This is a genomic window from Pseudomonas sp. GXZC (assembly GCF_026967615.1).
Classification (GTDB): domain Bacteria; phylum Pseudomonadota; class Gammaproteobacteria; order Pseudomonadales; family Pseudomonadaceae; genus Aquipseudomonas; species Aquipseudomonas azotoformans_A.
In genome coordinates, this window is sequence record NZ_CP114115.1 from 3328495 (window position 1) to 3341659 (window position 13165).

Here is a 13165-nt window from a genome sequence, read left to right on the forward strand (position 1 = left end):
CAATGGCGCCTTTGTCGTGGCAGTCGAATCAGGCGAATTTCATGAATGGCCTTGGGCGTGGGCAGGACCAGGATTGCTTTATAGAGGAGCAGGTGCGAACCGACCGTTTGCACCAGCTGTTCCGGCAGTCATTTGCCGCGATTTTCGGCAGTTACCTGGCCGCGGTGATGCTCTGCTGGCTGTGCTGGGACCGGTTTGACCATCAGGTCATCCTGGTCTGGCTGGTGGTATTGGCGGCGACTTCCCTGTTTCGCATCAAAATGTTCATGGAATGGTTTCGCTGTCCCAATGCCGAGCGCACGCCGGACCGTTGGGAGCGCCGCTACTGGGTCACGTTGATGCTGTCTGCCGGAACCTGGGGAATCGGCGCGTTGGCGGTCATGCCCACCGATGACCGGCTTTCCCAGGTGCTGGTGATGCTGTTTACCGTGGGCATGTCAGTCAGCGCAGTCTCCTGTTATTCGGCTTATCGCTACATGACGCTGGCCTCCATGGCCGTGGTGCTGTTGCCGTGCACGCTGTGGCTGCTGTTCCAGCCGTCCTCGATGCAAGTGGGCGTGGCCATTGCGGTCCTGGTGTTTTCCACTTTTGTGGTGAGTGCCACGCGCAAGCTGTCGGATGCCTTGGAAAAGGCCTTCCGCCTGACTCGCCAGATGGAACGTGCCCACAACATTTCCACCCGCGCCGCACAGACCGACGAACTCACCGGCCTGATGAACCGCCGCGCCTTCTTCGAACATGCCCAGGTGTTGTACGCACAATGCCGTCACAATCATCAGCCGTTGTGTGCGTTGATGATGGACATGGACCACTTCAAGGAAATCAACGACACCTACGGTCACCAAGCCGGTGACCAGGTGTTGCGCCAGATTGGCGGGGTGATCAGTGCTTCGTTCCGCCAGGCCGATGTGTACGGGCGCTTGGGTGGCGAGGAGTTTGCGGTGTTGCTGCCCAATACGTCACTGGAAACCGCACGGGACATTGCCGAGCAGTTGATCAAGGCCATCTCGGGTCTGGCCTCCGAGCCGGTGCATGGGTTGACCGCCAGCCTCGGCGTGGCGTCCACCCATACTCAGGACCAAGACCTGCACGGCCTGATGAACACCGCTGACAAAGCGCTGTATCGCGCCAAGGCCCAGGGGCGTAATCAGGTGGCGGTGGCCGAGTAGGACGCAAGATTGTGGCTGTGGTGTGGCTGTGGCTGAGGGTTATAGCTGTGGTGAGCTGGCTTCTGTGGTGAGCGGGCTTGCCCCGCGCTGGGCTGCGAAGCGGCCCTAAAACCAAGCGCCACGGTGTGTCTGGAAAAATGCGGTGATCTTGTTGGGGCCGCTTCGCAGCCCAGCGCGGGGCAAGCCCGCTCACCACAGAAGCCTACTCACTACTAGAGCCCACTCACCATACAATCCCACTCTTCACAGATCAGCTGTCAGGGCATCGCCCTGGCGAGCGCTCGGGCGACTTGGTCGGCTGAATAAGGCTTGGGCAGGAATTCGAACCCGTCGTAACCACTGTCGGCCAGCTCATCGCTGTAGCCTGAGGTGAGCACTACCGGCAAGTCCGGTCGCCGTTGGCGCAATACCTTAGCCATCGCTACGCCCGTCATGCCGGGCATCACCACATCCGAGAAAACCCCATCGAACGCCTGGGCGCCCGCGCCGGCCAATGCCAGTGCCTGCTCCGCATCGGTCGCCCATGTGGTCCGGTAACCGAGGTCTTGCAGGATCTGGTTGGCGAAGCGGCCCACTTCCAGGTTGTCTTCCACGATCAGGATATGGCGCTGTGCCGTGTCGGGGATCGGCGTGAGGTCTTCCTGAAGAGGCTGATGGGACAGCACCTGGGGCGCGACCTGCGGCAGGTACAAGGTAAATACAGTGCCTTGTCCCAGCTCGCTGGCCACGTCGACGTTGCCACCGGACTGCTTGGCAAAGCCAAATACCTGAGACAGCCCCAGCCCGGTCCCTTTGCCCACGGCTTTGGTGGTAAAGAACGGTTCGAAAATGCGTTCGACTGTGTCGCCGGGAATGCCGCTGCCGGTGTCGGCCAGGGCAATGCTCACAAAGGGTTGGCGGCTTTCCTCGTCGCCCCGGATGCGCGGCAGGGTGTCCACCGTGGCCACGCGCAAGGTGAGGGTGCCTTGCCCGTCCATGGCGTCCCGGGCGTTCAGGGCGATATTGATCAACGCGGTTTCAAACTGGCTGGCGTCGACGCGCACATGGCAAGGACGCTCAGGCAATTGCACCTGCACATGGATGCGCGCGCCGGTGACGCTTTCGAGCATTTCGCCGATGTTCTTGACCCGCAGGCCTGCATCGAAGACTTCCGGGTTGAGCGGTTGGCGTCGGGCGAAGGCGAGCAGTTGGCTGGTGAGTTTGCTGGCGCGCTCGACGGTGTCGGAAACGGCGCTCATATAGCGTTGTCGCCGCTCTTCGGACAGCCCCGGTTGGCGCAGGAAGTCCACCGACGAGCGGATGATGGTCAACAGGTTGTTGAAGTCATGGGCCACGCCGCCGGTCAGTTGGCCGATGGCTTCGAGCTTCTGGGACTGGCGCAACGCCGCTTCCGCCTGGGTGAGGGCAAGGGTGCGCTCCTGTACCCGTTGTTCCAGGGTGGCATTCAGCTCGGTGAACGCCGCCAGGCCCTCGCGTACGGCGGCGTCGGCGCGGACCCGCTCGATATGCGCCCAGGAACGCTCGGTGACTTCCCCGACAAGCGCCAAGTCGTAGGGAGACCAGACGCGTGCCGTCTTGTGGTGCACCGCCATCAACGCGGTCAAGCGGCCATCCTTGATCAGCGGGAAGCACACGGTCGCCAGCGCGCCCAGGGCTTGGTAACTGGCGGCATCCTCCGGCGCGAACTCGGCGCGGTTGTCCTGCACCACCAGCGGTTCTCCGGCACGCAGCTGCTGCACGGCCCGCGCGCCGAACGACGCCAGGCTGTAGTGCCCGACGATGCTCGGTGAGCCCGCCGCCGCCCAGTTGCCGCGAATGGTAAAGCCGTCTTCGTCGGCGTCCATGTCGGCGTAGGCGCAATTGGAAACCTGCAAGTGCTCGGCCAGCAGACGCGTGGTGGTGGACATGATGCTTTCGGCGTCGGTGGCATTGGCCACGGCGCTGCCCACCGCGTCCAACACCGCCAGGCGGCGGTTGAGGAATACGGTGGCGGTGGTTTCGGTGACGGTATCCAGCATCCCCACCACCTTGCCCAGAGGGTCGCGGATGGGGCTGTAGCAAAAGGTGAAGTACGCCTGTTCGAGACCGGCGCCGCGCTCGATCAACAGCGGGTAGTTCTCGATATAGGTGGCGTGCCCTTCAAAGGCGGCCTGGGCAATCGGGCTGACTTCGGCCCAGACCTCGCGCCACACCTCGTTGAACGGACGCCCCAATGCGTAGGGTTTGTCCCCGAGAATGGGGATGAAGGCGTCGTTGTACAGCATGGTCAACTGCGGCCCCCAGGCAATGGACTGAGGGAAGCTTGAGGCAAAGCACAATGCGACGGTGGTCTTGAGCACATCCGGCCACTGTTCCAGCGGCCCCAGGGGCGTACTTGCCCAATCATGCTGGCGAACCTGCTCAGCCATGTCGCTGCTGCTTTGCAGCCAATTCATCATTGCGATAACACCTTGTTTGCCACGGTCTTTTCACTGCCTGGAAGGGACGGCCCAACAAGCAACAGACCGGAATGCCCGCTGGCAGTTCAGCGGGATTATCGCGGTGATAGCAATTTGATGCATCATCCGTTTGGATAGAACTGCAAAGAGCCTTATTGCGCGCCGAAAACCCCCGTCCAGTAAATCCCGGCATCACTCTTAGGGTCCATGGCATACGCCGCGCCCAACTCACGAAATTGCGGGTTCATCAGGTTGGCGCAATGGCCGGGACTGGCGAGCCAGCCGTCCACGACCTTGCGTGGCGTATCCAGCCCGGCGGCGATGTTTTCGCCGATGTTCTTCGCGATATACCCGGCCAGTTCGGCGCGATCCCCAGGGGTGCGGCCGTCGTGGTCGAGGTGATCGAAGAAGTTGCCGTTGGCCATGTTGCGCGTGTGGCTGTTGGCGGCGCCGGCCAGGTCGTCATTCCAGGACAAGGGCGTGGTGGCCGTGAACGCCTGGGTGCCACACTGGCGCGGTTGTGAGCGCGCGGTGTTGATCAGGTTGAGCAGTTGCTTGCCTTCAGTCTGCCAATCGCCCAGGCCACTGGTGAGCAGTGGTCGAGCGAGCACGATGCGCCAGTCCTGGCCGCTGTTACTCACGCCGATATCGACAAATTGCGGGTCCAGCACCACGCGGCAGAAACTTTCGCGCACGGCCTTCATGGCCGCCTGGGCATCCTTGGGCCCGGACAGGCTGATGGCCTGCACGTTGACCATCGGGTACGCAGCCCGCGCAAGCGCCTGCTGCAGGTCGCCAACGTTGGTGGCTGGCAGCACCAGCCGCGTATCGCTGGCCAATGGCGGCAGTTCCTGGGAACCCTGGTCGCCGCAGCGTTGCACCTGGCTGCGGTATTGGTTGATCTGTTGTACCAACTGACTTTCTTCATTCGCCATCGCGCTGGCGCAGAACACCGTAGTGGCGGCCAGCGTCGTAAGACCCATCATCAATGACAGAACGCGCATGGACGTTACCCTTGAGCTTGAAAGTGCCCATGATGCGCGATGTAACCCGGTCTGGTGCAACGCCTTTTTTGTTTTTTTGCCTCAGTGGGTGTTCTGCAGGGGGTTCAAGGCACTGAAGCGGCGCCATGCCATCATGCATGCCAGCAGGATCATGGCCAGTGCGACGCCGAACGTTGCGTGCAGGCCAAAGGCAATGGATTGGGGGAGGGCACGGGTGACATCCGGGCTGGTCCAGGCAAATAACGCCCCCAGCGCCCAGGCGCCGACAATCAGCCCGAGATTGCGTGACAGGTTCAACAGGCCCGAGACCGTGCCGCGCCGCGCGGGCTCTACATCAGTCATCACGGCGGTGTTGTTGGCGGCCTGGAACAGGCTGTAGCCGGTGGTCAGGATCACCAGTGCGCCCAGATAGGCGAACAGGCCCGACGCGCAGGACAACAGCAGCGCGCCACAGGCCATCAGGCCCAGGCCGGACAGGGTCATGCGTTGGCTGCCGAGGCGGTCGGTGAGCCTGCCGGCCGGAACACCGCTGATGGCCGCGACGCAGGGCCCGACCGCCATGACCAGGCCCATCCACTCGGGATCGAGCCCCAGGCCTCGGGACAAATAGAACGGCCCCACCACAAAAGTGGCCATGATCACGGCGGCCACCAGGGCACTCATGAACAGGCCAGTGCGCAATGACGCATCGTTTAATGATGTCCAGAAACTCGAGTCGGCGAGGGATGCCACGTGGGGCCGATCAACCGGCAAATAGCGGTAGGCAAGGGCAATCGCCATCGCTCCCAATGGCACCCCAATCAGGAAAATCGCGCGCCAGCCCCACACACTCAGCAATACACCGCCGACACTGGGGCCCATCGCGGTACCGACGGCCGACATCGTGCCCAACAAACCCATCACGCGGCCGGTACGCTCTTGAGTGACGGTGTCACCGACCATGCCCAGGGCCATCGCCATCATCACGGCCGCACCCAGTCCTTGCAGGACGCGTGCTGCAACCAGCCATGCCAGAGACGGCGCGATGCCGCACAGTCCGCACGCCACGGCAAACAACAGCAACCCGGCGAGCAACAACCGCCGCCGTCCGAACCGGTCGCCCAGGCGTCCTGCATTCACAATCACCGCCGTGATCGCCAACAGATAAGCCAGCACCACCCACTGCACGGCGTGGAAAGAGGTATCAAACGCCTGCGCCAAGCTGGGCAGGCCGACATTGGCAATGCTGGTGCCCAGCGAGGCGAGCAGCGTGGACAGGGACAGGCTGATGAGGCTGCCGCGTGAAGAGGTAGACATGGAAAATCCTTGAGTAAAGGCAACTGTCACAAATCTACGGCGTCGCCTAACATGGCGGAAGACGCATGAGTTACAGTTAATAGATGCATGCAACGCCCTATAAGGAGTGCCGATGCCCGATCTCAACCTGCTGATCACCCTGGATGTGCTGCTCGCCGAAGGCAGTGTCGCGGCGGCGGCCAAACGCCTGCGCCTGAGCCCTTCGGCCATGAGCCGTGCGTTGGCCCGATTGCGCGAGACCACCGGCGACCCGTTGCTGGTGCGCGCCGGTCGCGGCCTGGTGCCCACGCCCAGGGCGATGGCGTTGCGTGAGCAGGTCAGCCGCTTGGTGCAGGAGGCCAATGCGGTGCTGCGCCCAGTGCAATCGTTGGACATGGCCCAGGTGGCGCGCACTTTCACCCTGCGCACCAGCGAAGAGTTCGTCGAAAACTTCGGCCCCGCGCTGCTGGCCCGCATTGCTGAGGGTGCACCCGGCGTGCGCCTGCGGTTCATCAATAAAACCGACAAGGACAGTACCCTGCTGCGTGAGGGCAGCGTCGACCTGGAAACCGGCGTGGTCGACCCCACCGCCAGCCCGGAAGTGCTGACCCAGGCGCTGTTTCGCGATCGCCTGGTCGGTGTGGTGCGCAGTGGCCATCCCCTCAGCCAGGGTGACGTCAGCGTTGAACGTTACGCCGCAGGCCAGCACGTCTACGTCTCCCGGCGCGGCCAGGACCGGGGCCAGATCGATGACTTACTTCAAGCTCAGGGCCTCACGCGACAGATCAATACCGTGGTCGCCGGTTTCGCCACCGCCATCGCCTTGGCCCGCGACACCGACCTGATCGCCAGCGTGCCCGAACGCTACACGACCCACCAACGTGCAGGCCTGCACAGCTTTGCATTGCCGTTGGCGTTGCCCACCTTCAGCGTGTCGATGCTCTGGCACCCCAGGCTGGATGCCGACCTGGCCCATCGCTGGTTGCGCGGATGTTTGCGTGAGGTGTGCGCACTGCAACAGGTACAATCGCCGCTGCCTTGACGCTAAACCCAGGAATTTGCATGTTCAGCCTTACCCGCTACACCACGCCGTGCCCCGAGCCCATCAACGCTCAGATCCTGCAGATGGTGGTCGACAACCTCACCGACATCAGCAGCGTGGCGCTACCGCCGAGCAACCTGCTGTACAACATCTATCAGTACGCCATTGGCTTTGAGGTGCACCTGTACCTGGAGGCGCTGAATGGCGCCAAGGGCATTGCCGTCGAGTTGGTGGTGGCGATGGAAGAGGACAAGCTGATCGGCTTTTGCCTGTACCTGCCGGTGAAGGACGATCCCGAAGCCTGCGGTATCGCGTTCATGGCGGTGCAGGTCGGCTACCGGCGCCAGGGTGTGGCGCGCGCAATGATGGGTGACGTACTGAGTCGTTATCCCCATGCGGAGTTGGCGTGTTCAATTGAGAAAGTGCCGGCGTTCGAAGGCATGGGCTTCCAAGTGCGCGGCGCGCGCGGCACCCAGGTGCTGATGAATACACGGGACTACGGCACGGAGGGTTTGATGGGCGTGCTGGATGTGGCGGCGATCTACCGCTCATTGGAGGTGCGGCAGATTCATACCTATCTGCTGCAAAAACATGGCAAGCGCGCCATGGTGGATGCCGAGAAGCAACGGGATCGGCACCTTGATCAACTGGCGCGCAAGGTGCAGATGTTCATACAGAAGCGGGGCTGAACGACAGCCCCGCACTGACCTTATGGCTTGGCCAGGTTCCAGTTACCGCCAACGCCGTCACCGGTGATGTCGCCAGGCTTGCTGTCCTTGACCCAGGTGTACAGCGCCTGGCCCTTGTAGGCCCATTGCTTGCTGCCGTCGTCACGGGTGATCACGGTGTAGCCGTCCGCATCCTTCGCTGCTGCCGAGGCGGTGAACGCCGGCCAGTTGGCCAGGCACTGGCCGTTGCACACGGACTTGCCGGCGCTGTCTTTGGCGAAGGTGTAGAGGGTCATGCCCTTGCTGTCCACCAGCACTTTACCCTTGGCGCTGTCGGCCACCTTGGCCGGGGCGGCGAAGGCCATGGAGGAGGCGCAGGCGATGACGACGGCAGCCGCGAGGGAGAATTTTTTCAGCATGACGAACTCCTGGTATTTATAGGTTTGAGTACTGGCGTTGTGCTGTATTCACACGCCGTACTCAGGTAAACACCCGCCGCGCCGGTTTATTCCTCACCCGTCAGAAATTATTTAAACGCGGCCGCGATTGACCATCGCCAGAATAGTCGCCAGCAACTCCTGCTGCGCCTCTTCGCGACTGATCTCGCCACTGGCTGCGGCCTGGGACAGTGCCTCCGCCGCCCCCAGCATGCCGCGCAGTCCCGCCTGGGAGAGGCGACCAAAGGGCGACAGCGCGTCACGGCATTTGTCGAGGAAGATCGCCTCGTACTGGCGCTTGAGGGCCTCCAGTTCCGGCGAACTGCTGAGGGCTGCAATCACCCCTGGGATTTCCCGACCCTGCAACAACACGCAATCCACATAGGAAGAGGCGATCACCCAGGCCCGGTCGTCAAGGGTTGCGCTGCTGGCCGCGATGGCGCTGGCAAAGACCTGGTCCTGACGCGCATCGAAGTCCTCATACAGCGCGGCCAGCAATCCGGCGCGGGTGACGAAATGGTCATAGACCACCGGCTTGGTCACGCCCGCCAATTCCGCCAGGCGGCCGAGGGTCAGGGCTTCGGTGCCTTCATCGCGCACCAGTTGCCAGGCCACGTCCAGCAGTTGGCGCAGGCGATCTTCGCGGGACAGGCGACGACGAGGAGCAGGGGACGCTGTGCTTGACATGCTTATATACCAAAAGTAACTTACTAATCGTAACTTAAGTCCAGCGTAACCTCTCAGGGAGTCAATGTCATGCACGCACTCATCGTTGTTGCTCATCACGACCCACAATCCCTCACCCACAGCGTGGCCGCCCAGGTCGCCGCCGGCCTCGCTGCGTCGGGCCACACCTTCGAAATGGCCGATATCGCCGCCGAAGGGTTCGACCCGCGCTACAACGCCGCCGACCATCGGGTACACCGCACGCGCGCCACGCCGCCAGCCGACGTACTGGCTGAACAGGCCCGTATCGACCGTGCCGACGCGCTGGTGCTGGCATTCCCGATCTACTGGTGGTCCATGCCGGGACTGCTCAAAGGCTGGATCGACCGCGTGTTCATCAACGGCTGGGCCATCGATTACGGCCCCGATACCCCGGTGGTGAAGAAATTGCGCCACTTGCAGGTCCATCTGCTGGCCCTGGGCGCTGCCGACGACGGCGCGTTTGATCGACATGGTTATGCCAAGGCCATGCGCACTCAGATCGACTACGGGATCTTCGATTACTGCGGCGCACAGGTGGTCACGTCAGCGCTGTTGCTGGATTCGGAAAGCGGCGGGGCGCAGGCGCATCTGGAAAAGGCCAGGGCCTTGGGCGAGGGGCTGTTCGAAACGCAAACAGTCGCCGGTTGATTCAACCTTCGCGAAACAAATCGTGGGCGTCCAACAGGCGGTAAGCGATTTCCGGCTGATTCTCCAGTCCTCGACGGATCGCGGCCGGGATCGATTGGCGGGTCTTGCGGCACAGGCCCGGCAGCTCGTCGATGACGATCTGGATGCCGCGCATGCTCTTGACCTCGGTGTGACCCGGCGCGATGTGCACACGGATGCCCAATTGCTGGTACATCAGCTGTTGCATGCGCTCCAGGTCTTGCAGGCTCTTGAGGTGTTCAAGGCGGTCGAGCAGTTTCTTCTCTTCCTGGCGCGTCAGGTTGAGGATACGCAGGTCGGCGCCCGGCGCTTGCAGCAATTGTTCGCGGTCGCAGACGCAGGCGCCGGGTGGGCAGGGTTGGCGGATGGTCATGTGCGTTGCCTCCCCATTCCGACGCCGAGCCCTCAGTAGCTCAACTGAACCCCAAGACTGCCCAGGGCCTTCCAGTAGTCAGGATAGGTCTTGGCCACGCAGTCCGGGTCCTGGATGCGGATCCCCGAGACTTTCAGCCCGGCCAGGGCGAAGCACATGGCGATGCGGTGGTCGGCGTGGGTGTCGATCAGCGCGTTGCAGGTGGTGCCGGCCAGGGCCGGGTCGCTGGCCACCAGCAGGTCGTCGCCTTCGATGGTCGCAAGGCCAGGGCGGATCTCGTTGAGGCCGTCGTGCAGGGCCTGTACGCGGTCACATTCCTTGACCCGCAGGTTGGCCAGTTCGGTGAAACGCACCGGGGTATTGTTGAACGCCGCAAGCACCGCCAGGGTCGGGATGGCGTCCTGCATCTGCGAGCCCACCACCGTGGCCTGCATGTTGGGGAACTGCGCGATCACGGCCTGGGCCTTGGCGTCCGGCTGGGTGAAGTCCTGCGCGGCCACGCCGATGTCGATGCGGCCACCGGTCAACACCTCAGCGGCCCACAGGTAAGTGGCGGCGGAGGCGTCGGGTTCGATCAGGTAGTCGTGGGCGGTGTAGCCGGTCGGGGCTACGCGCCAAGTGGTGTCGTCGACGGCTTCAACCTGGGCACCGAAGGCGCGCATGCAGTCCAGGGTCAGGTCCACGTAGCCACGGGCACCGATGTCCTTGCCGGTCAGCGCCACTTCAATCGGCGCTTCGCCGCAGGCGGCGAGCATCAACAGGGCCGATACGTATTGGCTGGACAGGCCGCCGTCGATCTCGAAACGCTTGGCCTTGATCTTGCCGACGCCGTGTACGGTCACGGGTGGGCAACCGGTGGGGCTGTCGACCGGGATGCCGTTCTGGCCGAGGGTTGCGAGCAGCGGGCCGATTGGGCGTTTTTGCATGTAGTCATCGCCGTCCAGCACCACGGTGCCTTCCACGGTGGCGACGGCAGCGGTGAGGAAGCGCATGGCGGTGCCAGCGTTGCCGAGGAACAGTGGCTGCGGCGGCAGTTGCAGTTTGCCTTGGCCGGTGACGACGAAGGTGGTGTCGTCGGGCTCGTCGATGGTTACGCCCATTTGGCGCAGGGCCACGGACATGTGGCGGGTGTCGTCGCTCTTGAGCGCGCCGCTGAGGCGGCTGGTGCCTTTGGCCAGGGCGGCGAGCAGCAGGGCGCGGTTGGTAATGGATTTGGAGCCGGGGGGCGCGACCTTGCCATTGAGGGGGACGTTGGGCGGGGTGACGGTCACGGTTTTCTGCGAACTCAAGGTACAGGGCTCCTGATTCATGGCGCGGGCGGCGGGCGGAGTTGAATAATCGGGTATAGGGGTGGTGCTTGTCGAGCTTGGGGGCACGGCCGCTTATATTTACTGGGTGTATATCGTTCCAACTGTGGGAGCTGGCTTGTCGGATCGCCGCATCGCTGCGATGCAGGCACCTCGGTCTTTGGGAGACGCCCTGCAGGCTATTACCGCTTCGCCAGCCAGTAATCATGCAGCGCCCGCGCTGCCGGTTCGATTTCGCTGACGCGTTGCTGGTGTGCTTGTACGTCCAGGTCGGCCGGGAGCTCGAAGTTGTCTTGTTCGGCGCACCAGGAGATTTTTTCCAGCAGTGCAGCCTGTTCTGCCGGCAGTTCCGGCCAGTTGCCGATGGCGGCGCCGCGGATGTAGCCAAAGCACCATTCTTCGGCGAGGGTCACGGTGTGGTCTTGGTGTTCGGTTTCGTCGAAGCGGGCGTTGAAGCTGTTGGCGTCAGTGGACAGTTGTGCGGCCAGGGTGTTGAGGTGGCGCACGCACAGTTTGAGGAAGCTTTGCGCTTCGTCCATGTTGTCCCATTCCGGGTTCTGGCCGCCCCAGATCGTGGGGAACCACTCAGCTACGTCCACCTGGACCGGGCTGGAGACCAGCGCGGTGAAGTAGCCGTCGAGTTCAGCCAGGTTCAGCACCGAGTGGTCGTCGCCGTACTTGAGCAGGGTGTTTTCGATGAACTCGAATTCGGCGGGGGTGAGGGGTTGGGCGTGCATGGGGCTTATCCTTTAAACGTCGAACGCCGCGAATGGGCGGCTAAAAGCGCAAAGGATGGCGTGTGTGCGGGGTTTTATCCAGCATTTTCCCAGTGGTTGCACAGCTTGCTGACGCACATCGAGCCGACTACTGCGAGGATGATCGGCACCAGGAAGTCATGGTCGATGCGGGTGAATTCCGCCACCAGCACAATCGCGGTCAACGGCATATTCATGCTGGCAGCGAGGAAAGCGGCGGCGCCGATGATTGCAAATGCGCCCAGGGGTATGCCGGGCCACACCAGGCTCCAGGCGCCGCCGAGGAGGATCGCCAGTAAAGCGCCGTTAGCCAGGCCGGGGGTGAGCAAGCCGCCTTCGGCGCCGGCGCGCAGGCTGCTGGTGGTGATCAGGACTTTGACCACCAGCAACAATGCCGCCAAGCCTATGGTCAGTTCATTGTCGAAACCCAGCTGCGCCGGGCCTTTGCCATTGCCTAGGATTTGCGGCAACAGCATCGCCAGGCCGCCGATGATCGTGAAGTTGATCAATGACAGCACTGGCAGGCGCCAGCCCCTGGCGGCATTCGCCCGCGCCTTGCCAGTGAGCCGCGTGAAAGCGTACGCCGCCACGCCGAAGACCGGGCCGCAGACCACCGCCCATGCGATCAGGGCAGGGTTCAACACAAAGTGCGGGACCCCATATTGCGATTCCGCACCCAACCCGACCCACGCCACCGACGCTGCAATCGCCGAGGTCGCCAACGCAATCACCGCCGCCGGCCAGCTGAATGCGCCCACCAGCACTTCCAGCACGAACACCGCGCCACCCAACGGCACGTTGTACACCGCCGCCAGGCCTGCGCCGGCGCCGCAAGCGACGATCAGGCGATGCATCTGCGGGTCGAGTCGCGCGCGCTGGGACAACCAGGTGGCGACTAACGCGCCGACTTCCCGTGGTGCCACCTCACGTCCCAGGGGCGAACCCAAGGCTACGGTGATGATCTGCAGCAAGGCGTGGGCGAGGGTGGTCTTGGGCGGCATGATCGGCATCTTTTCCGACACCGCTTGCTTGATGCTCACCAGCGGCCGGCCATAGCGATAAATCACCCACCAGCCCATTCCCGCGACCAGGCCGCATATCACCAGCACCAATAGCCGCCGCTCAGGTGCCGCCGCCGTCACACCCAGCAGGAAGGTTTCATGGCTGACCAGGCTGTCCAGGCTATAACCGTAGGCCAGGTGCTGAATGCCATGCAGCAACAACGCCAGCAACATCCCGCCCAACCCGGCGCCGATGCCGGTGAGCACGACCACCAGGGCTAGGATCAAGGATGAGCGAAACGGGGTCGGCATAGGCGGCTCC

General features: G+C 63.1%; 13 protein-coding genes. 4 read left to right on the plus strand and 9 right to left on the minus strand.

Translation table 11 applies throughout. The annotated features are described in order from the left end of the window. Window positions 1-2 precede the first annotated feature (2 nt). A complete protein-coding gene (locus OZ428_RS15470; protein ID WP_033901476.1) occupies window positions 3-1169 on the plus strand; it encodes a GGDEF domain-containing protein in 1167 nt (388 codons plus the stop codon). A 257-nt stretch (window positions 1170-1426) separates the two neighbouring features. Here OZ428_RS15470 and OZ428_RS15475 read toward each other — a convergent pair whose 3' ends face one another. From OZ428_RS15475 to OZ428_RS15485, 3 genes are all read right to left on the minus strand, one after another. Further along, the gene (locus OZ428_RS15475; RefSeq protein ID WP_269133973.1) at window positions 1427-3607 is read right to left on the minus strand and encodes a GAF domain-containing hybrid sensor histidine kinase/response regulator; all 2181 of its coding nucleotides are present in this window, start codon (window positions 3605-3607) and stop codon (window positions 1427-1429) included. A 152-nt stretch (window positions 3608-3759) separates the two neighbouring features. After that, complete coding sequence (locus tag OZ428_RS15480) at window positions 3760-4611, minus strand: CAP domain-containing protein (protein ID WP_028615957.1); 852 nt, start codon at window positions 4609-4611, stop codon at window positions 3760-3762. An 81-nt stretch (window positions 4612-4692) separates the two neighbouring features. After that, window positions 4693-5907 (minus strand): MFS transporter, encoded by a 1215-nt coding sequence (locus tag OZ428_RS15485; RefSeq protein ID WP_269133974.1) that lies wholly within the window; start codon window positions 5905-5907, stop codon window positions 4693-4695. Between the two features lie 112 nt (window positions 5908-6019). Here OZ428_RS15485 and OZ428_RS15490 point away from each other — a divergent pair, with 112 nt between their 5' ends. Together OZ428_RS15490 and OZ428_RS15495 are read left to right on the plus strand one after the other, a co-directional pair. After that, window positions 6020-6928: a LysR family transcriptional regulator gene (locus tag OZ428_RS15490; protein WP_269133975.1), complete on the plus strand. Its 909-nt coding sequence runs from the start codon at window positions 6020-6022 to the stop codon at window positions 6926-6928. A gap of 20 nt (window positions 6929-6948) precedes the next feature. Further along, window positions 6949-7617 (plus strand): GNAT family N-acetyltransferase, encoded by a 669-nt coding sequence (locus OZ428_RS15495; RefSeq protein WP_269133976.1) that lies wholly within the window; start codon window positions 6949-6951, stop codon window positions 7615-7617. 20 nt (window positions 7618-7637) lie between these two features. On the opposite strand, the gene OZ428_RS15500 is transcribed toward OZ428_RS15495, so the two are convergent. Next, window positions 7638-8015 (minus strand): COG4315 family predicted lipoprotein, encoded by a 378-nt coding sequence (locus OZ428_RS15500; RefSeq protein ID WP_016980326.1) that lies wholly within the window; start codon window positions 8013-8015, stop codon window positions 7638-7640. A gap of 111 nt (window positions 8016-8126) precedes the next feature. Then, window positions 8127-8720, minus strand: coding sequence for a TetR/AcrR family transcriptional regulator (locus OZ428_RS15505; RefSeq protein WP_038850161.1), 594 nt, complete (start codon window positions 8718-8720; stop codon window positions 8127-8129). A gap of 69 nt (window positions 8721-8789) precedes the next feature. Here OZ428_RS15505 and OZ428_RS15510 point away from each other — a divergent pair, with 69 nt between their 5' ends. Further along, window positions 8790-9389, plus strand: coding sequence for an NAD(P)H-dependent oxidoreductase (locus OZ428_RS15510; RefSeq protein WP_269133977.1), 600 nt, complete (start codon window positions 8790-8792; stop codon window positions 9387-9389). 1 nt (window position 9390) lies between these two features. Here OZ428_RS15510 and OZ428_RS15515 read toward each other — a convergent pair whose 3' ends face one another. From OZ428_RS15515 to OZ428_RS15530, 4 genes are all read right to left on the minus strand, one after another. After that, the gene (locus tag OZ428_RS15515; protein ID WP_016980323.1) at window positions 9391-9780 is read right to left on the minus strand and encodes a hypothetical protein; all 390 of its coding nucleotides are present in this window, start codon (window positions 9778-9780) and stop codon (window positions 9391-9393) included. A gap of 32 nt (window positions 9781-9812) precedes the next feature. After that, window positions 9813-11069 (minus strand): 3-phosphoshikimate 1-carboxyvinyltransferase, encoded by a 1257-nt coding sequence (gene aroA, locus OZ428_RS15520; RefSeq protein WP_269133978.1) that lies wholly within the window; start codon window positions 11067-11069, stop codon window positions 9813-9815. A 200-nt stretch (window positions 11070-11269) separates the two neighbouring features. After that, window positions 11270-11824, minus strand: coding sequence for a UPF0149 family protein (locus tag OZ428_RS15525; RefSeq protein ID WP_269133979.1), 555 nt, complete (start codon window positions 11822-11824; stop codon window positions 11270-11272). A 74-nt stretch (window positions 11825-11898) separates the two neighbouring features. Beyond that, window positions 11899-13155 (minus strand): chloride channel protein, encoded by a 1257-nt coding sequence (locus tag OZ428_RS15530; protein WP_269133980.1) that lies wholly within the window; start codon window positions 13153-13155, stop codon window positions 11899-11901. Between the last annotated feature and the right edge of the window lie 10 nt (window positions 13156-13165).